23 protein-coding genes and 1 pseudogene are annotated in these 20,785 nt (G+C 60.3%); 15 read left to right on the plus strand and 9 right to left on the minus strand.

The window, feature by feature from the left end; genetic code table 11:
- The first annotated feature begins 83 nt into the window (after positions 1-83).
- The 4 genes from P0O24_RS05535 to P0O24_RS05550 all read left to right on the plus strand — a co-directional run bounded on the left by P0O24_RS05535 (position 84) and on the right by P0O24_RS05550 (position 3,285).
- A complete protein-coding gene (locus P0O24_RS05535) occupies positions 84-1,415 on the plus strand; it encodes a hypothetical protein (protein WP_316968745.1) in 1,332 nt (443 codons plus the stop codon).
- A 115-nt stretch (positions 1,416-1,530) separates the two neighbouring features.
- Positions 1,531-2,127 carry a 30S ribosomal protein S3ae gene (locus tag P0O24_RS05540; protein ID WP_316968746.1) on the plus strand — a complete coding sequence of 199 codons (597 nt, stop codon included), beginning with the start codon at positions 1,531-1,533 and terminating at the stop codon, positions 2,125-2,127.
- A complete protein-coding gene (locus P0O24_RS05545) occupies positions 2,124-2,888 on the plus strand; it encodes a nucleotide-binding protein (RefSeq protein WP_316968747.1) in 765 nt (254 codons plus the stop codon). The genes P0O24_RS05540 and P0O24_RS05545 overlap by 4 nt, the downstream gene beginning before the upstream one ends.
- Positions 2,889-2,910: 22 nt before the next feature.
- Entirely contained in the window at positions 2,911-3,285 is a 375-nt protein-coding gene (locus P0O24_RS05550; RefSeq protein WP_316968748.1) for a PKD domain-containing protein, read from the plus strand.
- A 54-nt stretch (positions 3,286-3,339) separates the two neighbouring features.
- Here the strand turns inward: P0O24_RS05550 and P0O24_RS05555 are convergent, their stop codons facing one another.
- Complete coding sequence (locus P0O24_RS05555) at positions 3,340-4,092, minus strand: MTAP family purine nucleoside phosphorylase (RefSeq protein ID WP_316968749.1); 753 nt, start codon at positions 4,090-4,092, stop codon at positions 3,340-3,342.
- A 202-nt stretch (positions 4,093-4,294) separates the two neighbouring features.
- On the opposite strand from P0O24_RS05555, the gene prf1 reads away from it, so the two are divergent.
- Genes prf1 through P0O24_RS05575 form a run of 4 tightly spaced genes read left to right on the plus strand, consistent with a single transcriptional unit; the run spans position 4,295 to position 7,380 of the window.
- On the plus strand, positions 4,295-5,536 hold the full coding sequence (prf1, locus tag P0O24_RS05560) for a peptide chain release factor aRF-1 (RefSeq protein WP_316968750.1): 1,242 nt from the start codon (positions 4,295-4,297) through the stop codon (positions 5,534-5,536).
- An 8-nt stretch (positions 5,537-5,544) separates the two neighbouring features.
- Positions 5,545-5,955: an RNA-binding domain-containing protein gene (locus P0O24_RS05565; RefSeq protein ID WP_316968751.1), complete on the plus strand. Its 411-nt coding sequence runs from the start codon at positions 5,545-5,547 to the stop codon at positions 5,953-5,955.
- A complete protein-coding gene (locus P0O24_RS05570; RefSeq protein ID WP_316968752.1) occupies positions 5,948-6,721 on the plus strand; it encodes a sugar phosphate isomerase/epimerase family protein in 774 nt (257 codons plus the stop codon). Before P0O24_RS05565 ends, P0O24_RS05570 begins: the two co-directional genes overlap by 8 nt.
- Positions 6,718-7,380, plus strand: coding sequence for a translin family protein (locus P0O24_RS05575; RefSeq protein ID WP_316968753.1), 663 nt, complete (start codon positions 6,718-6,720; stop codon positions 7,378-7,380). Before P0O24_RS05570 ends, P0O24_RS05575 begins: the two co-directional genes overlap by 4 nt.
- A gap of 9 nt (positions 7,381-7,389) precedes the next feature.
- Here P0O24_RS05575 and larA read toward each other — a convergent pair whose 3' ends face one another.
- Genes larA through P0O24_RS05595 form a run of 4 tightly spaced genes read right to left on the minus strand, consistent with a single transcriptional unit; the run spans position 7,390 to position 11,350 of the window.
- Positions 7,390-8,607 (minus strand): nickel-dependent lactate racemase, encoded by a 1,218-nt coding sequence (larA, locus tag P0O24_RS05580; RefSeq protein ID WP_316968754.1) that lies wholly within the window; start codon positions 8,605-8,607, stop codon positions 7,390-7,392.
- A 3-nt stretch (positions 8,608-8,610) separates the two neighbouring features.
- Entirely contained in the window at positions 8,611-9,468 is an 858-nt protein-coding gene (locus tag P0O24_RS05585) for a DUF58 domain-containing protein (RefSeq protein WP_316968755.1), read from the minus strand.
- Positions 9,469-9,477: 9 nt separating this feature from the next.
- Complete coding sequence (locus tag P0O24_RS05590; protein ID WP_316968756.1) at positions 9,478-10,428, minus strand: AAA family ATPase; 951 nt, start codon at positions 10,426-10,428, stop codon at positions 9,478-9,480.
- Between the two features lie 58 nt (positions 10,429-10,486).
- Positions 10,487-11,350, minus strand: a complete 864-nt coding sequence (locus P0O24_RS05595; RefSeq protein WP_316968757.1) for a hypothetical protein — start codon at positions 11,348-11,350, stop codon at positions 10,487-10,489.
- A gap of 224 nt (positions 11,351-11,574) precedes the next feature.
- Between P0O24_RS05595 and P0O24_RS05600 the strand changes: the two are divergent.
- Together P0O24_RS05600 and P0O24_RS05605 are read left to right on the plus strand one after the other, a co-directional pair.
- Positions 11,575-12,706 (plus strand): annotated as a pseudogene (locus tag P0O24_RS05600) (RNA-guided endonuclease InsQ/TnpB family protein).
- Between the two features lie 185 nt (positions 12,707-12,891).
- Positions 12,892-14,856: a SpoIIE family protein phosphatase gene (locus tag P0O24_RS05605; protein ID WP_316968758.1), complete on the plus strand. Its 1,965-nt coding sequence runs from the start codon at positions 12,892-12,894 to the stop codon at positions 14,854-14,856.
- Positions 14,857-14,905: 49 nt separating this feature from the next.
- On the opposite strand, the gene P0O24_RS05610 is transcribed toward P0O24_RS05605, so the two are convergent.
- From P0O24_RS05610 to P0O24_RS05625, 4 genes are read right to left on the minus strand one after another with little or no spacing between them, the layout of a single operon-like run.
- Positions 14,906-16,018, minus strand: a complete 1,113-nt coding sequence (locus P0O24_RS05610) for a DUF2117 domain-containing protein (RefSeq protein WP_316968759.1) — start codon at positions 16,016-16,018, stop codon at positions 14,906-14,908.
- Positions 15,993-16,277: a DUF2098 domain-containing protein gene (locus P0O24_RS05615; RefSeq protein ID WP_316968760.1), complete on the minus strand. Its 285-nt coding sequence runs from the start codon at positions 16,275-16,277 to the stop codon at positions 15,993-15,995. Before P0O24_RS05615 ends, P0O24_RS05610 begins: the two co-directional genes overlap by 26 nt.
- A gap of 15 nt (positions 16,278-16,292) precedes the next feature.
- The gene (locus tag P0O24_RS05620; protein WP_316968761.1) at positions 16,293-16,748 is read right to left on the minus strand and encodes a hypothetical protein; all 456 of its coding nucleotides are present in this window, start codon (positions 16,746-16,748) and stop codon (positions 16,293-16,295) included.
- A gap of 7 nt (positions 16,749-16,755) precedes the next feature.
- On the minus strand, positions 16,756-16,911 hold the full coding sequence (locus P0O24_RS05625) for a hypothetical protein (protein ID WP_316968762.1): 156 nt from the start codon (positions 16,909-16,911) through the stop codon (positions 16,756-16,758).
- Between the two features lie 144 nt (positions 16,912-17,055).
- Between P0O24_RS05625 and P0O24_RS05630 the strand changes: the two genes are divergently transcribed.
- From P0O24_RS05630 to P0O24_RS05650, 5 genes are all read left to right on the plus strand, one after another.
- Positions 17,056-17,298 (plus strand): hypothetical protein, encoded by a 243-nt coding sequence (locus tag P0O24_RS05630; RefSeq protein WP_316968763.1) that lies wholly within the window; start codon positions 17,056-17,058, stop codon positions 17,296-17,298.
- Positions 17,299-17,430: 132 nt separating this feature from the next.
- A complete protein-coding gene (locus tag P0O24_RS05635) occupies positions 17,431-17,763 on the plus strand; it encodes an ArsR/SmtB family transcription factor (RefSeq protein WP_316968764.1) in 333 nt (110 codons plus the stop codon).
- A gap of 128 nt (positions 17,764-17,891) precedes the next feature.
- Positions 17,892-18,920, plus strand: a complete 1,029-nt coding sequence (locus tag P0O24_RS05640) for a permease (RefSeq protein ID WP_394356713.1) — start codon at positions 17,892-17,894, stop codon at positions 18,918-18,920.
- Positions 18,921-18,979: 59 nt separating this feature from the next.
- Positions 18,980-19,546: a CBM96 family carbohydrate-binding protein gene (locus P0O24_RS05645; RefSeq protein WP_316968766.1), complete on the plus strand. Its 567-nt coding sequence runs from the start codon at positions 18,980-18,982 to the stop codon at positions 19,544-19,546.
- Between the two features lie 112 nt (positions 19,547-19,658).
- Complete coding sequence (locus P0O24_RS05650; protein ID WP_316968767.1) at positions 19,659-20,759, plus strand: cytochrome c biogenesis CcdA family protein; 1,101 nt, start codon at positions 19,659-19,661, stop codon at positions 20,757-20,759.
- Positions 20,760-20,785 lie beyond the last annotated feature (26 nt).

Here is a 20,785-nt window from a genome sequence, read left to right on the forward strand (position 1 = left end):
AGTCGAAAAATATTAAATAGATAAGTACAATACATGCTTTGGTTATAGTTTGAACCTGAAAGAAGGGAGTTGGAGGGGGTAGCATGAAATGCTCAGTCTATATTGCGATAGCGCTTCTGGCGCTGGCGCCGATAGCCCTCGGCGCGGTGGGGACAGTTGAACAATCCGGGGGGTCGGTATCCACCGATCCTTCTAAGTCCTACTTTGGTGAGCCTCCCAGCCTCAGGGGGCCTTATGAGGAGGGGTATTCGCCGACGGAGCTTAACTTCAAAACCCCGGAGATGTACAGCTTCACCCCCGATGGTGGGCTGACCTTCGTCTCTGCCATGCCTCCGGGAAGCGTCCTGGCCGGGATGTCGGGGGATGCGGGGACCGGTTCGGGCTCGTGGTACTGGCCAGGCTCGGTCTCGTCCCAGAACAAGCTCTACATCCAGACTAGCGACGGCGTGACGACGGTGGCAGGCTGCAGCAGCGGCGGTTATCTTCCCCTATGGGCGAAGGTCGCCTACACCGGCAACTTCTTCGTCTACGAATGGTACCCGAACAGGCTCACGCCATCGGTGAACTGGTACTTCTGGACCTGGCCCGACTACCTGAAGGGCTGGTTTAAAGGTGACGAGCCGGGATGGCACGTAATCTGCTTCCACTGTGACAAGGCCAGCAATTACGTCTACATATACGTCTCTCCAGAATCTGGATCGTACGGAACGGTGAAGGCCGGATATATCGCTGACGGAAGGTCGACGAGCCATCCGAAGATAGAGGCGCCCCAGACGAAGCCGTCTTCGTCGTCTCTGAGCGGCGGCAGCCAACCTGCGGGGATCGGCATGGCGACTCCTACGCCCCCCGATCCCGTATCCGAGGGGCTGATGCCCACCGACCTTCGGCTGCCAGCCCCTAATTATAGCGACGTCGGATACGACAGCTGCGCGACAGGATCGACGGGGTACTGTGGTCCCGTCGCCGCGGCCACTGGCCACGGCGTTTACACCTCCGGCACCTCAGGTCACGCCTCCACAGGGGTGGGCCCCATCTCGCCTCCCGGCTACAGCGCAGGGACGGATACAGTATCCGATTTCGGTCTCGTCTACACACCCAGGTCTTCGTCAAAGTACAACGAGTACTACGTCCAGACCTATCCGAACAGGCTGACCACCGTCGCCAGCACTCAGCAGAACCAATGGCTTCCGCTCTGGTCCAAGATCACCCGGCCGGGGATGTACTGGTCCTTTGAGTGGCCGCCCTGCAAGTCGGGATACTACTGCGCTCCCGAGGTGAAGAACTTCGGCTACAAGAAGGAAGGGTGGTACCCGACCTGGTTTAAGAGCAGCACTCCCGGATGGCACCTCCTGGTCTACCAGTGCAACGACTGGTCCAACTACGTATACATATACGTCTGGCCCTTCGACTGCTGATCCGGCCGAACTCCTCCCCTCCATTTTCGGGGGGAGGGGCGATCTCTTTATATACAGTAAGCATCGGTCTACACTGAAGCTATCTGAAGCGATTACCCTTACTGGAGGATGTTTATTGGCGAGAAGGTCACAGAGAAAGTCTGACAGCAGGAAGGTCAAGGCTAAGCAATGGTACAAGGTCGTAGGGCCCGATATGTTCGGAAAGTCTCCCGTTGGGGAGACTCTGGCCAGCGATCCGAGCAAGCTGATGGGAAGGGTCATCGAGACGACCCTGGGGGAGCTGACGAACAACTTCTCCAAACAGAACACCAAGCTGAAGTTCAAGGTGGACCAGGTGGCCGGCGACTCAGCGTACACCATGTTCGTGGGTCACGAGCTGACCAGCGATTACGTCAGGTCCCTCGTCAAGAGGAGGACCTCCCGGATCGACTCCATCATCGACGTCACCACCAGCGACGGCTACCGGGTGAGGGTGAAGCCGAGCTGCTTCACCGTTAAGAGGGCGAGGACGACTCAGGTCAAGACGATAAGAGAGATAGCCTCGTCGATAATTCTGGAGAAGGCGGGAGCCCTCGACCTCAACCAGTTCATCCAGGAGGTCGTCCTCGGCAGGCTCTCTCTCGACATATACAAGAACGCGAAAGAGATCTATCCGCTGAGAAGGGTTGAGATCAGAAAGACGGAGATTCTGGCGAGGCCTGCAGCCTCATGAAGATCCTGGGATTCTTCGGGAAGGGTGGCACCGGCAAGACGACCCTCACCGCTCTGATCCTCCGAGAGCTGATCCGGAGGGGGGAGGAGGGGATCCTGGCCGCAGACGCCGACGCCAACGAGTGTCTTGCAGCCCTCCTGGGAGCGGAGGGGACGCCGACCCTCTCGAACATGCTCCAGAAGTACAAGCGGCAGAGGGAAGAGAGCCCCGAGCTCACCGGCCTTGACATATTCCAGAACCTCTTCGACGCCCTCCTGATGGAGGGGGAGCAAGAAGGCTACGACATGCTCATCATGGGAAGGGGCGAGGGGTCGGGCTGCTTCTGCGCCGTCAACGACCTCCTCCAGGCGGTCTTCGAGAAGACCGTCGAAGGAGAGACCTACAACTACCTCCTTATGGACTGCGAGGCGGGGGTGGAGCACATAGCCAGGAAGACCTCAGGGAAGATCCACGACGCCATCATAGTCACCGACGCCAGCAAGGTCAGCCTCGACACCCTAAAGCGGATAAAGGACGTGGCAGAAGAGGTGGGGACCCAGATCGGGAACTACTACGTCGTCGCCAACAAGACGAGGCCCGATATGCTGGAGAAGGTAGAAAAGACAGCTAAAAGCCTGGGGTTCAAATACCTGGGCGCCATCCCCGAGGACACGAACTTCACAGAGATCGCCTACCAGGGCAAGACCGTCTTCGACCTTCCCGACGACTCTCCGGCGACCCTAGCTGCGAGGGAGATGGTAGATCAGATCCTGGGAACCTGAACCGACGATCTGAAGGAGGAGCATGAACAGAAGAGCGATCACCCTATTCGTCTGCACTCTCGCCTGCTTTGCTGCTGGCTGTTCGGATAACGGCGAGGTGGGTTCGGAGGGCCCAGCGGAAGGATCCTTCTCTGAGATCGCGGTGTCGATTGCGGCTCCTGCTACGGGTTCAGTCCTCTCCGGTGGCGAGGGCGTGAACTTCGTCGGGGAGGCGACGGGCGGAAAGAAGCCCTATTCATACCGGTGGTCTTCGTCCCTGGACGGGACCCTCTCCACCGAGAGGTCTTTTTCGAAGCCGCCTTCTGAGATGAGCCGAGGCAGATACGTCGTCGTCCTGACGGTCACCGACGACGCCGGTGCGACCGGCCAGGCTAGCACCACCTTGACGGTCCTCTGAGGCGGAGATCTCCCTCCTCCCTTTCTATCTTTTTCCCCTTGACCCCCTCCCCGATCAGAGCCTCGCCTCCGCGAGGGCTGATCCGCACCGGCAGCTCCTCTCCTCCGGCATCTTCGACGCCGCGCCCTCTATGATCTCTCTCAAGAGATCCGCGGATTTCGCCATCTCGCCTGTGATCTCCCCCGCGGACATGGCGTCTCTTCTCATTCCGGCGGCAGGGTTAGTGACGGTGCATATCGAGGCGTAACAGATCTCCAGCTCCCGGGCGAGGGCGACCTCGGGGTACCCCGTCATCCCTACGACGTCGCCGAACCGCCGGAGCATCCTGATCTGAGCGGGGCTCTCCAGGTGGGGGCCCTCGGTGCAGACGTAGATCCCCTCGTAGACTTCAGCTCCTGCAGCCTTGGCGCCCGCTTCGATGGCACTTATCACCTCTGGGCAGTAGGGGACGGTAAGATCGACGTGAACCGCCTCCTCCTCGAAGAAGGTGGAGGGGCGCGACCCGGTGAACTCCACGAAGTCTCTGGGCAGAACGAAGCTTCCGACGGGGTGCCACGACATCGTCCCCACGGTGTTGGTGGATATCACCCGGGATGCGCCCCACATCTTCGCGGCCATGAGGAGGGCTCTATAGTTCACCCGGTGGGGGGGCAGATGGCCCTCTCCGTGGCGAGGGATGAAGAGGACGTCAACACCTCCCAGTCTCGTGAGCCTCGGCGTCACCATCCCGTAGTGCGTATCGATGGATAGGGCTTCGCCTTCGATCTCAATCCCAGTCCCCCCCATCACCGCGATCTTCCTTTCCATGTTCGTTAGAGGATATTCCGAGGTTAAAGGGCTTCTCCTGGCCGTTTGCGAGAATTAGAGGGTTTGGGGTTCATACGCAGCCCCTCTATGGCGAAACCTACATATGGGGCGTACACCTCTTGGTTTTGAAACGGCCGCCATGCGACGGCGGCTGCATATCGATGACGCCTCCCCAACGCGGGCCCTTTTGAGGAGATATCAGATGGAATTTACCGCCCAAGAGAAGTACGAGTTCAAACGGCTGCTGGAAGACCTGAGGAGCAAGAGCGGCAGAGGCACGGAGCTGATCTCCCTCTACATACCTCCCGACAAGCAGATCTCGGACGTCACATCTCAGCTCCGGGACGAGCACGGCCAGGCCTCCAACATCAAGTCGAAGCTCACCCGCACCAACGTCCAGAGCGCCCTCGAGTCGGTGATGGCGAGGCTGCGGCTCATCCCGAAGCCTCCCGCCAACGGCGTCGTCATCTTCGTGGGGGCCGTCGACGTCGGCGGGAACAAGACCGACATGTATAGCAGGGCCCTGGAGCCTCCGGAGCCGATAGTCACCTACAGATACCACTGCGACTCCTCCTTCCTCCTCACCCCCCTGGAGGATATGCTCGCCGATAAGAAGACCTTCGGCCTGATCGTCCTCGACAGGAGGGAGGCGACGATCGGGGTTTTGAAGGGAAAGCAGGTGGAGGCATTGAAGCATCTCACCTCCTCGGTCCCGGGAAAGCAGAGGAAGGGAGGCCAGAGCAGCCGGAGGTTTCAGCAGCTGAGGTTGATCGCGATCCACGACTTCTATAAAAGGATCGGAGATAGCGCCACCGAGGCGTTCCTCCCCATCGACAGAAACGACCTGGAGGGGATCCTCATCGGAGGGCCGTCTCCGACGAAGGAGGAGTTCGTAGACGGCGAGTTTCTCCACCACGAGCTCCAGCAGAAGGTGCTGGAGGCCCTCGACGTCACCTACACCGACGAGTCGGGGCTCTACGAGCTGGTGGATGCAGCCCAGGAGAGGCTCCTGGACCTGGAGCTGACCCAGGAGAAGCTCCTCATGAGGAGGTTCATGAAGGAGCTGGTCAGCGACAAGGGGCTCGCCTCTTACGGGGAGAAGGAGGTTCGGGAGAACCTGATCATGGGGGCGGTGGACACCCTCCTCCTCTCCGAGGACCTCCGGAAGACCAGGGCCAAGATAGGGTGCGCCAACCCTGGATGCGACTTTTCCGAGGATGTGACGAGGTCGCCCACCAGCCCGCCCCCCGAAAACTGTCCAAAGTGCGGGTCACAGCTTGAGATCTCCGAAGAGGTGGACATCATAGCCGACATCTCACGGATGGCGGAGGAGAGCGGAAGCGACGTCAAGATCATATCCACCGAGTTCGAGGAGGGGGCCCAGCTCTATCGGGCCTTCGGTGGTATCGCCGCTATCCTGCGGTTCAAGACGAGCAGCGTATGAGGCGAGTTATGATGGAGCTATCAGTGACCGCGGTGGTGATGCCCTCCGAAAGCCCCGAAAAGGTGGCAAGAGCCATCGAGAAGCTCTTTGCTGGAATAGTCCTGGAAGGGACCGATGAGAGGATAGAGGGGCGGGGGGGGATAGACGCGCTCTCGACCTTTCACCGCCTTCTGAGGGAGGAGAGGATCCTGGACACAGCCAGGGCTGTGATCCTCCGCGGAAGGGTCGGTGAAGCCTTCCAGTTCAGGCTGAGCAAGCAGGCCGCCTCCGCCGGAAGGATAAGCTTCCCCCCCGAAGAGGAGCCCCTCGGCTCGATCCACGTCGAGATCCGGGGGCCGCAGCTCCTCGTCGACTGGCTCGCCCCCCAGACCGTTGACGGAAGGCCCATAAAGGAGATCGACCTGGAGGATCATGTTTAGCTTCTCGTCCAGCGCCCTCGTCGATCGGCCCTTCGATTGGGCGTATCAGCTGGAAGAGCTCGGTTATTCCGGCTGGGAGATCGTCAACGAAGGCAGGCAGAGGCTCTCGGCCGATACCCTCCCCCTGGCCAAGGAGATCGTAGAGACGACCGACCTCGTCATCACCGTCCACCTCCCCTACTCCGACCTCAACCTCGCCAGCATGAACCAGCCGATCTGGGAGGAGACCCTCCGGCAGATGAAGGAGTGCATCAGCCTCGCCTCCGAGTTCTGCGGCCTAGCCGTCGTCCATCCCGGCTACCTATCTCCCCTGGGAAAACAGATGCCGGACCGCGCCTGGGAGCAGAACATCCTGGGCCTCTCCATCATATGCGACCATGCCGCTGAATTCGGCATGAGGATCGCCGTCGAGAATATGCTGAGCATCGAGTCGATGCTGGGGAGGACCCCCGAGGAGATCAAAGGGATGATCGAGAACGTCGGCAGAGATAACCTGGGGTTCGTCTTCGACGTCGGCCACGCCAACACCAATGGGAACGTCGAGGAGTTCTTCGCCCTGAGAGATGAGATGATCCACGTCCACATCCACGACAACAAGGGGGCTAGAGACGAGCACCTCCCCGTCAAGGGCGGCAACGTCAACTGGCGGAAGGTGGCCGAAGCCCTCGAAGGGTACGAAGGCAGGTTCGTAACCGAGGCGCGGACCCTAGTCCAGGGCGCCCAGTCCATGAGGAACCTGAAGGCCTTCCTGGAGGGATCTCGATGACGTCCATCGACGAGCTGGCAGAGGAGATATCCGTCACCTTCGAGGCGAAGGACCGCGCCCGGGAGGAGGCCCTCGCCCTGACGAGGGCTGTCGTCCGACGGTCCGGCGCCGCCATCAGATCGATCCACCGGGGGGAGCTGGACCGTGCCCTCGACCTCGCCGGGGAGGCGAGGATTTCTCTCGCCGCGATCCTGGACATCCTAAAAGAGCATCCCGACGTCCGCTACTCCGGCCTCGTCGACGGAGCGGAGCAGGAGTACGCCGAGGCGAGGATCGTATTCTCTCTCATCACTGAGGAGAGGATCCCCCATCCTCAGGAGGTGGGGGTCGAGATGACCAGCTACCTGGCCGGTCTCGGCGATGCCGTCGGGGAGCTGAGGAGGCACATCCTCGACCTGATCCGCCTCGGCAGGCCCCAGGAGGGGGAGGTCCACCTCGCGGCGATGGAGGAGATCTACCACCTGTTGATGTCTTTCGACTATCCCGACGCCGTCACCAAGGGGATGCGGCGGAAGGGGGACGTCGCCCGCTCCCTCCTGGATCGGACCCGGGGTGATCTCACAAATGCCATCGGCCAGCGGAGGCTGGAGGTGCAGCTCGCGGAGCTGGAGGAGCGGCTCGAAGGTAGAGATAATCCCAAGGAAAATTTTTCCCTCTAGTCGATAGCTCTATCCTCGCGTCGCCAGGGTCAGATCCCCGAAGGGCATCACGATAGTCCTGGCGTCTTTTCCCTGCCTCTCCCGGGCCATGGCGAGGGCCTCGTCGAGGCTATTTGCATGCCGGAAGAAGCAGAGATCCGCCAGGGCTGGCGCCAGAGAGGAGACGAGGATGAGGTCTTTTTCCAGGGACTCTCGCGCGATCAGGGCGGCCTTGTGCCCCCCGAACTCGTACTCCCTCCCGAACCGCTCGACGCAGTCCTCGGCACACTTCGCTTCCCTCGCCCACCGCTCAAAGACCGGATGGCCTAGCCCCTCGGCGCACTCAGCGACGAGGATGAGGGAGCCTCCGGGGAGGACCGCGTCCCTCGCGTTCTCCATCGCCTTCTGGGCCTGGAAGAGGTTGATGTCCTTGGGCCTGCCCCCTGCGCAGGCGACGACGATCTCGGCGGGGCTGACGGCCCTCTGGTACATCTCGTCGACGACTTTGGCCCCCGCGCGGTGGGCCTTGACTAAGTCGCCGGCGACTGCTCGGACGACCTGCTTATTGCTGTTGAGGACGACGTTGAGGACGAGGTCGAGGCCTGCAATTTTTGCCGCCTCCTCCATGTCCAGGCGGACAGGGCCGTCGAGGCGCCCCGACTTCGCCCGAGGGTCGGACATCATGGCGTGGTTCTTGTTTATCGACCTCTCGGAGCTGACTCCGGGGAGGAGCGCCTTGGCGCCGCCGCTGTAGCCGGCGTAGTAGTGGTACTCGATATTCCCGGTCCCGATCTTGAGGTCGCATGAGGCGACAGCCTCCAGGATCTCCACCGGCGTTCCCCGCCCCGTCTCGCCCAGGGGGACGCACCCGTCGATCTCGTGCTGGATGTGGGGGATGGAGGCGCATCCGCCCAGGAGCCGATCCATCTCCTGGGCGGTCATCTTCCTGTGGGTCCCCAGGCCGAAGACTACCAGCAGATCGGATACTCCCATCTCTTCGAGCCTTCTGACCAGGGGCGGGATCATCCTGGAGGTGGGGGCAGGCCTCGTTATGTCGCTCGCCAAGATGACCGCCCTCTTCGCCCCGGCAAAATCCTCGAGGGACGGGCCCAACGGCTCGTCGAGGGCCCCCTCCATCTCCGCAGTCTCGTCGGGGACGCCAGGGATCTCCTTTGGGAGGAGGAGATCGTAGATCTCGTCTCCTTCGACCTCGAGATCTATGGAGCCTGCGCCGTATCCGAGCTTCATCAATTACGCCCTCCAGACCTTAGCCCGCCTGTGGACGTCGCTGAATACCTCGAATATGGGCTTATCGGTGGTGTAGCTGAAGAAGTCGGCTCCGACGGCGTCGCACGCCTCCCGGATCCGACGGTCGTGCTCCTCCATCTTCGCGGCGTACTCCTCTCTCACCGATGGCGTCACCCTCGTCATCACCGCCTCCTTCGACTCCATGTCGATGAACCGCAGATCCCCCTCGAAGTCGAGGGCTGCCTCTGCAGGGTCCAGGATCTGGATCAGGATCAGGTCATGGGCCGATAGCTTGTAGATCCCGGCGACGACCCCCTCGACGTCGTCGAGGAAGTCGGAGACGACCACCACCAGGCTCGTCGACCTGATCGAGAGGTCGAACTGCTCTACCATCCTGCGAAAGTTCGTTCCCCCCGAAGGTGCGGTCCTGTCCAGCTCCTCCATGGATAGAAAGAGGTTCCTCCTCCCCCCCTTCGTCTCCCCCGGCTCCAACATCTCTGCGAACTTGGATATGGAGAACTTCTCGTTCTCCTTTATCGCCATGTACGCAAACCCCACCGCGACCTTAGCGCCGAAGGCGAACTTCTCCCCAAATGACATGCTGGAGCTGGCGTCGAGAAGGAGGTGGACGGCGAGGCTCCTCTCCTCCTCGTGCTCCCGGACGTATAGCTTCTCAGTCCTGCCGTAGACCTTCCAGTCGACGAACTTGAAATCGTCCCCCTTCCGGTACTCCCGGTAGCCGACGGGGCTTATCCCCCGCCCCACCTTCACCGACCTTCTGGCCCCGGTGAAGGAGGTCGATACCCTCTTTCGCACGAGGAGGGTGAACCTCTCCAGCTCTGCGAGAAACTCGGTATCCATCCTCTGGCCTCAGATCGACTTCAGCAGATCGGATATGACCTGGTCGCAGGTGACGCCCCTCCTCTCAGAGTCGAAGGAGAGGATTATCCTGTGCCTGAGGATCGGATATGCCATGGCCACCAGATCATCTCTATCGACGTAGTCTCTGCCCCTGAGGAGCGCCCGGGCCTTGGAGGCGAGGATGAGGCCTATCGACGCCCGGGGGCTTGCGCCGTACTCGACCCCCTCCCAGCTCCTGGTGGAGACGACGGCCTTTATCGCCGCCGTCTTGAGGTCGTCGGAGATGGGAACGTCCCTAGTGAGCTGCTGGAGGGATAGTAGCTCCCTTCGGGTTATCACCCTCTCCACCCGCGGCTCGGCGTGGCCGGTGTATCTCTCCATGATCTCCCTCTCCTCCTCGGTGGTCGGGTAGTCGATGAAGACCTTCAGGAGGAACCGGTCGAGCTGGGCCTCAGGAAGGGGGAAGGTTCCCTCCATCTCGATGGGGTTTTGGGTGGCGAGGACGAAGAAGGGCTCTTCGAGCTTGTATGTGTTCTTTCCTACGGTGACCTGCTTCTCCTGCATCGCCTCCAGCATGGCGCTCTGGGTCCTGGGGGAGGCCCTGTTTATCTCGTCTGCGAGGACGATGTTGGCGAAGATCGGACCTTCCTCGAACCTGAAGACCTTGCTCCCCTCCACCTCCTCGATGAGGGTCGTCCCCGTTATATCCGCGGGCATCAGGTCCGGAGTGCACTGGATCCTGCTGAAGTCAAGGCCGGTGGTGTTGGCTATCGTCTTGACGAGGAGGGTCTTTCCGAGGCCGGGGTTGCTCTCCAGGAGGATGTGCCCCCCTGCGAGGATCCCCACCAGAATCTGTTCCACCACCGACTTCTGCCCCACCACCACTTTGCCGATCTCGCCCCTGATCGTCTCGAAGATGGCCGGGGCCTCCTTATAAATGTTGATCAGATCTTCTCTCATCTGTCTCTCCTCGGTGAGATCTACAGCTCTTTTTTTCTCCGTCATCCCCACGGATTAATCAGATCGTCGCCAGGTTCTCGAAATATCTCTTGATGATCTCTCGGTGCTGGGGTGGGAGGCTCTCGATGTACAGCTCGGTGGCCACCGCCACCCCCTCTCCGGGCTCGGAGACGGTGAAGAGCCGGTCCATGGGATCCGTCTGCCTGGACCTGAACCCCGCCGCTGACCCAGGGTATAAGATCAGCTCCAGGTTCACCTCCTCCAGGACCGCCAGAGACGGCTTGCCGTAGATCTCTCCGGAGATCCCCGTCCCCGTCCGTCCTCCCTCCGGGATCTCCTCTTCCCCGAAGAGGCCTGCCGCCCGGTCCCTGAGGTCGGCGAGAGGTTTGAAGGGGTGGGGCGTGATCTCATCTCCTGCCTGGCTCTGGCTGAAGATCGCGGTGAAGGCGATGAGGAGGACGAGGGCCCCGGCCTTCGCCTGGAAGGTCGGGAAGCTTCTATCGCCGAAGTTCAGCCGCCGGTTGTTTATAAGATCTTTGGCCCCGACCTTCGAGAGTCTCCCCTTGACGTCTGCGGCGAGGCTCTGCATCACCACCGAGTCGGAGTGGCGGTTGTCGTAGGCGGCTTTGGTCTTCTCCGAGAGGCTCCCCTCCAGATGGGCGAAGAGGTCGTAGTCCGACCATCGAGCGAGGAGCTTTGCTCCCAATAGCCCCAGGATTAGGGAGACCGCCGCAGGAGCCCAAGCAAAGGATGAGTCCTGCCAGTAAAACCTGAAGAAGGCGGGGATCCCCAAAAAAAGTGCGGCTATGTAGAAGAGGACTGCGATTATCCCGCCGTTGAGCAGAGACATAGACCGCTCAAAGAGCCTGTAGACCCCCAATAGCCGCCTCAATTCCGCCAGAAAGTCGTATGAGCCGTCCACGGGACCTAGTCAGACCCCTTACTAATAAGTAGTTTCCGAGCAGAAGGGCCGTCGCCTCCGCCGAAATGGGGGGGACGGGTCCGAGGGCGTATCGACCCTTCGAGAGCCTTCTTATAGAAGCGGGGTGCAGGGGTAGAGAAAACCCCGGTCTTTAGGCCGGGAATGAATCGTACCCCGCCTTAAGCTATGAATCTTTAAATACCATAACAGCATAAGTGAGTATAATGCTTAAAGCCTTCAAATATAGGATCTATCCGACAAAAGCACAGCGGTCTAAGATGGAACAGACCTTGGAGCTGTGTAGATGGACCTATAACGAGACTTTGGCATATCGAAAAAACTCTTTCGAACAAGAAGGCAAATCCATATCTAAGTATGAGACTCACAACTTGCTGCCAGAGTGGAAGAAAAACAAACCAGAACTAAAAGGAGGTATTCTCTCAGACCCTCCAGAACGTCCAAGAACGGGTAGATCTGGCCTTCAAAGCGTTCTTCCGGAGGGTCAAAGCAGGAGAGACCCCAGGGTATCCCAGGTTCAAGGGGAAAGGATGGTACGATTCGTTCACCTATCCACAGCTGGGATTCAAACTGTCTTTCGGGAAGCTGTGCCTCTCCAAGATCGGAGATATCAAGATCAAGCTCCATCGACCCATCGAAGGCAAGATCAAGAGGTTAACCGTTCGGAGATCTTCGACCGGAAAATGGTTTGCCTGCTTCTCAGTGGAGATCGACGATCCTCCGAAGCCTCCCTGGAAAGATGGGTTGATGGCGGGCATCGATGTGGGGCTGGAGAGTTTCGCTACGCTATCCAACGGAGAGAAGATCGATAACCCCCGGTTCTTTAGATCTGAGGAGAAGGCGTTGGCCAAAGCTCAAAGACGACTATCCAAATATGAGAAGGAAACTCCTGAGAGGAGGAAAGCTCTCAAAGTCGTCTCGCGGACCCATGAGCGGATAGCCAACCGCAGATACGATTTTGCTCATCAGGTCAGTCACAACCTGGTCGAAAGGTTCGGGCTGATTGCTTTCGAGGATCTGAGTATCACGAACATGCTTAAGAACCACTGCCTGGCTAAGAGCATATCAGACGCTGCCTGGAGGATGCTAGTGATAACCACATCGTACAAGGCTGAGAGCGCCGGTTCGATGGTGGTTCTAGTAGATCCTCGGAACACAAGTCAGCTATGTTCCAGGTGCGGTCTTAAAGTGCCGAAGTTGCTATCGGATCGGGTCCATGAATGTCCTCAATGCGGGCTGGTCATGGACCGTGACGAGAATGCGGCGATAAACATTCTGAGACTGGGGCTACAGTCTCTGCCAAAAGCTAGAAGCCCCACCCTTCAGGGCGGGGAGTAGTCACAGCCTTTGAAGACCAACACCTCCCAGGCGGTCAGGCCGAAAGGCACCAGATGCGCCGCGGGAAAGTGGGGAAGAACTCGACCATCGACTCGGCCGCGGTTCCATGGGGAGCCGGGCCAACTGGATATCCAAGAAAAATGGCCAATATTCCATCTTACAAAGGGCTGGGCTCCAGGTTAGCGTTGCTGGCTTTTCTGGCGACGCTCCTCCTGGGCTCCGTCGGTGCCGTCTCCATCCAGGAGGCGGCGGGGGATAAAGACGCCGTATCGGGTGAAAACGGAGGCAATGGCCTGGAGGGTCTGGCGGAGGCCCAGGTGGCAGGGATCTGGATAGCCCCCTTTGGGTGGGAGAACGTCTCCGAAGGGGGCGAAGAGACCCTCCGATCGTTGCTCGGGCCCGCCAGGATCTTGAGGATTATAGTCCAGGAAGAGGAGGTCGTCGATCTGGGTTATATCGGAACCTCCGATGGGGTTTTAGTCTTATGGCCCGACATCACAGAAGACCTCCGGCTGATCGCCCCCTTCGACTACCGTGAACGGCCGTGGTACCTGGAGGCGATGAGAAGGGAGGATACGATCTGGACGAGGCCCTACCTGGACCAGAGCTCCGGGATGCTGGCCATAACCTGCGCGACACCCATATCGGTGGAGGGGAACCTGATGGGTGTGGTGGGGATGGACGTATCCCTAGCGAAGATGGAATCAGACCTAACCAACATATCCTCCGGTTATCCCTTCATCCTGGACGGCCAGGGGGTGGTGGTGATGCGCCCCCAGGAGCCCGATGGTTTTCTCTGGGAGGAGATCCTGGCCCCTGGAAGCCTTCTGGACTCAAAAAATCCTCAGCTAGCCGGGTTGGCTGAGGCCATGGTCCGGGGAGAAGGTGGCTCCGCCTTCCTCCGTCTGGGGAAGGGGAGCGTCAGGATATCCTACGTCCCCATCCCCGCCGTCGGCTGGTCCCTCGGTCTCGCCTCCGGCGACCGGGAGCTGGCTTTTGCCAAGGCTTCCCAGTACGACGAGCTCTTCGGTCGGATCGGAGGCCACTCCGAGATCCTGGCCCTGGAGACAGGAGAGGCCTTCCAAGAGAGCCGCCGAGAGAGGATGATCGCCGCCGCAGTTCCCATCGACGGCGAGGGAGATGCTGCCGGGATCGCGCCGACCCTGCCTCTGGCGGTGGCGGCGGCCATCATCGCCCTCCTGGCGGGGCTGGTGGGATTCAGGGCTGGCAGGAGCGCCGTCGGACCGATCGTAAATGCCGTAGCCGGGGGGCTTGAGAGGGTCGGCAGAGGAGACTTCAATTCGAGGATCGGAGGAGACGGCTCGGGGAAGATGAGAGACCTCGCAGAGGCCTTCGATCGGATGACCTATGATATGAGAGATATGATCGCCATCGCGGAGAAGAGGTCCTTTGATGCGGGCTGGTCGGAGAAGGAGAGGGAGGTCCGCCAGGATGTCGAGCGGTTCCTTCAGCCGGAGAGGGCGTCCCAGGTGGAGGGGTATGAGGTGGCCAGGCTCTCCATCGCGGAGGGCGGTGGATGCTGTCACTTCTACGATTTATTGGAGATGGAAGGGTCGAAGGCGGTCGTTGTGATGGCCGAGGTATCGGGGAGAGGTCTATCCGCCGCCTTGGTGGCGGCCCTCACCAGAAGCCTCATCAGGGCAGCTCTCCGCAAGTTCGGCGATCCGGCAAAAGCTCTCAGGGAGACTAACCTCCAGCTCGTCGACAACGTCAGAGGCGGTATGATGGTCTCCTGTTTCTGTGGGATGCTAGACCTCTCCAACCACTCGATGAACTACGCCAACGCTGGCCACATCCCGCCCTTCGTCGTCAGCTCTGACGGTTTTGTGGACACCCTGGTGGGCGGCGCCATATCCATGGGGGCACTCGATCAGATCGACCTGGATACCGAAGGCTGGATGATAGATCCGGGGGACGTTCTGGTCATCTACAACGACGGCCTCATCGAGCTGGAGGATGGGGATAAGGAGAGGTTCGGGACGGAGAACCTGATCTCTCTTGTAAAAAGCAACAAAGAGAGGTCGGCCCATGACATCATGAAGGAGTTGGAGGCGGCGATAAAAGACCATGCCGGAAGCGAGGGCTATAGATCGGACCCCGCCGTCATGATGATCAAAAGGTCGGTGTGAAGCGCAACCGAGGATGAGGGGACAGCCTCGCCTCCTTCCTGGCGCCCCTTCAGAACCGCCGCATAGATACGAGGTCTTCGCCGGCGACCCTCTTCACCATATCGACGAGATCATCGACGCAGAGTCCCTCCATCGAGATCCGGTCTCCTCCTCCGAAGATCTCCTCTCTGGCCCTTCGGCCTACCGCGTCGTCGGTGCCTGGCGAAACCGTAATGACGACGCTCCCTTTTGGGACGGCTGTCCTGGCGCAGAGGCGATCGAGGTCTCCGTCGACGATCCCGACGAGGGGCGCTCCCAGCCTCGCCAGAACCTCTCCGGCGATGGCGGTGGTGTCGTCGCCGACGGTCACCGCCACCATCGCCCCCTGGGCCCTCTCGAACGCCTCCTCCGCCGCGTGATCTATCAGCGCTGCGTCGCGCCCCCGGCGGCGGACCGTCCGTGGAACCTTCTCGGTCCTCCTTATCTCTCCGGTCCTCAGGATAGCCGTCTCCAGGTCGACGGTGGGGATCTTCTCAAGGCCGTGGGCCTTCACCTCCGCACCGTGGACCTCCACGATCTTCCCTTCTATTGCCGCCAGCTCCACCGTATCTTTGAGGGCTCTTCCGATGACGGTACCGTTGATGGATACGTTCTCCCCGGGGACGGCCCCAAGGATCCACCTTCTGACGATCCTCCCCACGGACTTCATCCTTGAAGAAGAACAGGGGGGGTCTGCCACCTCCAGTCCCAGGGCCCGTCCGACCCTCTCGGCGACCCTCGACGTCTCCTCCGAGAGGGGCCCCCCCATCGGCAGGGGTGCAACGAACCCGCCCCCACAGTCGGCGAGGACCAGGGGCTTTCTGGGCTTCGACCTCTCCGCCACCATCGCGCCGAAGGCCAGAGCCGTCTCTTCAGTCTTGGCATAGTTGAGAAGGATGACGAAGTCGGATTCCGGCTCGAGCCTTTTTACCGATCGGCTCGGCATCTCTCTCCTCGAGATGTCGATCTTATCTTCCAGCCCTCCGTCGATGACCGCGACCCTCCCCATCGTCCCTCCCAGGACGGCGGTGACGACTCCCAGGTCCGAGAGACGGTCTATCGCCCTCTCGGCGAACCCGCAGTCTACCACCTCGGGACCGTGGACTACGACCCCGATCTCATCCGCCACTTTCGACGCTCTCATCTTCCATCTTCACCGATCTCATCCTCTCCTCTTCGGCCTTCATCCTCTCCTCCATCTCCTTCAGGCTCCGGGCTCCGATCTCCCTCCTCTCGGGGAGCTTATCGATCGGCTGTAACCTGCTCAGGTGATAGTAGAGCCCCGTCGAATCGAGGAGAGCCCACCTTTCGCCGTCATCTTCGGTCTTGAGGACCTTGACCGTCCCCACCGTTCCGGTCCCAGCGTACCTGACGATGGACCCCTCGCTGATCTCCTCTGACATGTTACCCTCATCACCTCACAAAAACTTCTCCGTCACCACTACGCCCGCGAAGTTTTTAACCTCTGCCCCTCCGGGGGACGAGAGGACCAAGACCCCGTCGAGGTCGCAGGTGCCGCAGAGGATCTCCTGCTCCGGGTGGGTCCCGGCCTGGACGGTGCAGCTTATCCTCGTCTTCTCCCCCACCGAGACGACGGTCTTCAGCCTCGGGGAGGCGGGATGGCCCTTCCTCAGGACTATCAGGGGCGACGCCATCTCTCTTATCATGAAGAGGGTGCATTTTAGACCGCGCTTAGCCTTATCCCCCACCTCGAAGGTGGAGGCTACGAGGAGGTCGTCGTCCTCGGTGAAGAGAACGATCTCCTCGGCGTCGGTCTCGAGATAAAAAAAGTGGCCCAGGGTCCTGACAACGGCCAGGGTCCCGGTCCGTCCTGAGAGGAAGGCGATCTCGTCGTCTTCCAGGGGGATATTCATCTTCTCATCACTCAGCAGCCTTTACGTTCCTCGACTGGCAGGAAGGACATCGGGGCTTTCTGCCCATGCCCTTGAACTTGTTTCCGCACTCCTGGCAGATGTAGCCCTTCGATGCCAGGGATTCAACGTCGCCGATCTCAGGTCCGCCTCCAACGGTACACATGGGACTATCACCTCCTTATCTTTATATTCCCAACGGCTCTTATTTAAATGAGGTGGGCACAAGAAGGAAATCCATCATTGAAAGGGCTATATCCGCCGTTCTATCAGGGATGGTAGGGAGCAGTCACACGAAGATATGGTCAATATGGGAAATATGGTCAATATGGGAAGGGTCGCCGCCCTCGTCTTCTGCTGCGTCCTCGCCCTCGCTGCGGCGGCGCTCTCAGCAAACATCGCCGACGAGGTCTTCGGGGAGTCGGGGATCTCCTATGAGGAGGGGCACCCCACCGCCAGCGGTGGGGTCCGGGGCTGGAACCCCCTGAAGTCCCTGGAGACGGGGTTTAAGATAGCCTATCGTCACCTCGAAGGGGTGCTGAGCTTCCGATGATCGACCGGCGGGATCTGGCCACCGGGATGAACGATCGCTCAACGGTCTATGCGCCATCCTCCAAGACGGATAACAAATCGTCTCATGGCGATATGTATATATACAACTTCTCCGACCCTCTCTTCTGATAGCATGAGAAGATCTGCCACCGGTTGGCGTGCGAGGATCCTCTCCGCCCTCTCCGACCCCACCAGGCTCGAGATCGTGGAGTTTCTGGGAGGCGAGGAGCGGTGCGTCTGCGAGATCGTCCCCGCCTTTGGGCGGGCCCAGTCCACCATCTCAAAGCACCTTTCCATCCTCCATGAGGCGGGGGTCCTGGAGAGGCGGATCGACGGGAAGCGGACCCTTTATCGGATCAAAAGCCCCAGGCTCTTCGACCTGTTGAGAGTGGTGGACGCCATCGCCCTCGACGAGATAAACGAGCTGAAGAAGGCCGAAGAGGCGCTGACGAGCTCCGTCGGATGATCTGATGGCGGAAAGGACGGAAAGGTTTACGAAGATCGATAAATACCGGTCAGAAATGCAGCAGGAGAAGTGATCAGTTGAATCTGGAGATCGTCCTCCCCGCCCTGGCGGCGGGGTTTGAAGCCCTGATGGAGTACCTCTCGGCCCACGTCCTCACATGTCTCATCCCCGCCTTCTTCATCGCCGGGGCTATAGCAGCGCTCCTGCAGAGGGAGGCGGTGCTGAAGTACTTCGGAAGAGACGCCCCCAAGTGGCTCTGCTACTCCGTCGCCTCCACCTCCGGCACCATTCTTGCCGTCTGCAGCTGCACCATCCTCCCCATGTTCGCGGGGATCCACCGGCGTGGGGCCGGGATCGGTCCCGCCACGGCGTTCTTATTCGCCGGCCCCGCCATCAACCTCCTCGCCGTCGTCCTGACGGCCCGGGTCCTGGGGCTGGAGCTGGGGGCTGCCCGTATAGCAGCCGCCGTATCCATGGCTGTCATCATAGGCCTGGTCATGGCCGCCGTCTTCGAGAGGGGCGAGAGGGTGGCGGAAAGGGCGGCGGCGCAGGCCTGCGCCATCCCCGAATCGGAGGGCGTGGATGAGAGGCCCGGCTACATCCCTCCCCTCTTCGTCGGAGTCCTCGTCGCCGTCCTCCTCGCCGCCACATCGGGGCTCGCCATCCTGCCCAAGGCCGTAATAGTCGGGATCCTGGTCCTCGCCTCGGCATGGCTGCTGATGAGATACTTCACCGATGGAGAGAAAGCTTCCTTCTTCGGGGAGACGTGGTGGCTCACCAAGAGGATCTTCCCCCTCCTCCTGGTGGGGACCTTCGTCGCCGGGATCATAGGCTACTACCTCCCCGTGGAACTGATAAGAATGGTCTTCGGCGAGAGCGACTTTGCCGCCTGCTTCGTCGCCTCGATGATAGGCGCCCTCCTCTACATGCCGACCCTCCTGGAGGTCCCCATCGTCGGGACGATGTTCGGCTACTCCACCGGGGCTATGGCCCCAGGCCCCGCCCTCGCCCTCCTCCTGGCAGGCCCCTCCATGAGCCTTCCGAATATGATCGTCATCTGGAGGATCATAGGATCGAAGAGGGCGGCCGTTTACATCACCCTCGTGGTCCTCCTCTCGACCCTGATGGGGATGATATACGGGATGGTGGCGTCATGATTAAATTACATGAACTTTGCACAAAAAATAGTCAGAGAATACCGTCTGGAGTGGGAAAAATGGAACGGAAAAGCTTTGGATCTGCAGGGCCGCTGTCAGCGGCACTCATCGTCTTGCTGGCAGGCATCGCGGCGGCGGAGACCTTCTCTCCGGCGCTGGTGGTGGACACGTACATGGACGCCTATGAAGACGACGAGACCTTCGCCGACGCGGAGACCCTCTGGGTTACCTCCGAAGACGGCGATCCCGTCAGGATAGCCTTTCTCGTCTACAGCGAGATGGTGAAGCTCCCCATGGAGATAGAGTCCGGGGAGTTTCGGGCCCGCGTCACCGACGTCGAGAGGCCGGGAGAGGTGACCCTCTACTTCTATGATATGGCGGTCCTGGAGACGGAGACCTGGAGGGATATGCCCCGGTACGACGACGAGCCCCTCGCCACCCTGGATATCCAGGAGACGGGATGGGCGACCTGGGACGCCACGGACCTCGTAAAGAAAGCGGCCGAAGAGTGCAGCGAGGGCTGCCCCTTTTCTGTGGTCCTGGTGGCTGAAGGCGACGCCTCCATCGGATTTGCCTCCATGGAGGGATCCGTTGACGAGACGGCGGTTATCGAGTACATCGCCTGAGGACGGCATTGCCCAGAGGAAGCTCGAATAGTCAAGATGGTACGGCGATGGCGGGATCATAACCCTCCCTTTATCCCCCCGCCATCTCTAATTTTATCGGCAACGGCAGGTTATGATGTATAAAACGAACCCCCAAAGGCGGCGATATGGTCTCCTCCTCGCCCTGATCTTATCCCTCATCTTGATGACGGCGAGCTTTGCCGCTGCCACCACCGAGATCGTCATCATAACATCGCCGGGGTGCACCAAGTGCGCCGCCGCAGATAGGGTCGTCAAGAGCGTCGCATCAGATTACGACGGATTCAACATCAGAGAGGAGATCTTCTACAGCGAAGAGGGGCGCCGGATCATAAGGGAGACGAACGCCAAGGATATGCCCTCGATCATCATCGACGGGACCGTCATCGGCTACCGAGACTACGACGGCGACGAGAAGAAGCTCGAAGGGATGATCAGGGCCGCTCTGGAGGGGAGGGTGGCTCTCCTCCCAGCCGCCAGCGATGGGGATCACGAGATTATCTTCCTCGACGGCGTCTCGGTCTCGTCGGCGGCGGCGGTCCTGGCGGCGGGGCTCATCGCCGGCTTCAACCCCTGTCTTTTGGCGGTCCTGGTATTTCTGGCCAGCATGACCCTCTCGCGATCCGGAAGGAAACGGGATCTGGCGGTGATGGTGGGGTTCTTCTGCCTGGGGATCTTCGTCATGTACTACCTCTTCGGCCTGGGGCTATTCAGGCTCTTCTCGATCCCCAGCTTCGAGGCGAGCTTCCGACTTGCTTTGACCATCATACTCCTGGTCCTGGGAGCCACCCAGATCGAGGACGCGAGGAGGCTTCACCGGGGTGGTATCTCCCTCTTCAAGGCGGAGTGGGCGCTGGGGTACTTCAAAAAGTCCCTGGAGAGCTACAGCATCTTCTCCTACTTCCTCATAGGTGCCCTCTTCTCCCTCGTCAAGGCTCCCTGCGTCGGAGCGGTCTACATCGCCATCATTGGGATCATCCAGTCCCAGGGTTACGCGTCCTCGGGTACGGTATACCTCCTCTTCTACAACCTGGGGGTCGTCCTCCCGGTCCTTATCCTCGGGATGGTGATAGCCCTGGGGATGTCCCCCGACCAGGTCGACAGGTTCAGGCACGACCACAGGGTGGCCATCCGGCTCGTCACCGGCCTCACCCTGGCGGGGCTCGCCCCCCTGATATGGTGGCAGATACTGTGATTTTCTGATCAGATGGGATTGATATC

It is taken from the genome of Candidatus Methanocrinis alkalitolerans (assembly GCF_029167205.1).
Classification (GTDB): domain Archaea; phylum Halobacteriota; class Methanosarcinia; order Methanotrichales; family Methanotrichaceae; genus Methanocrinis; species Methanocrinis alkalitolerans.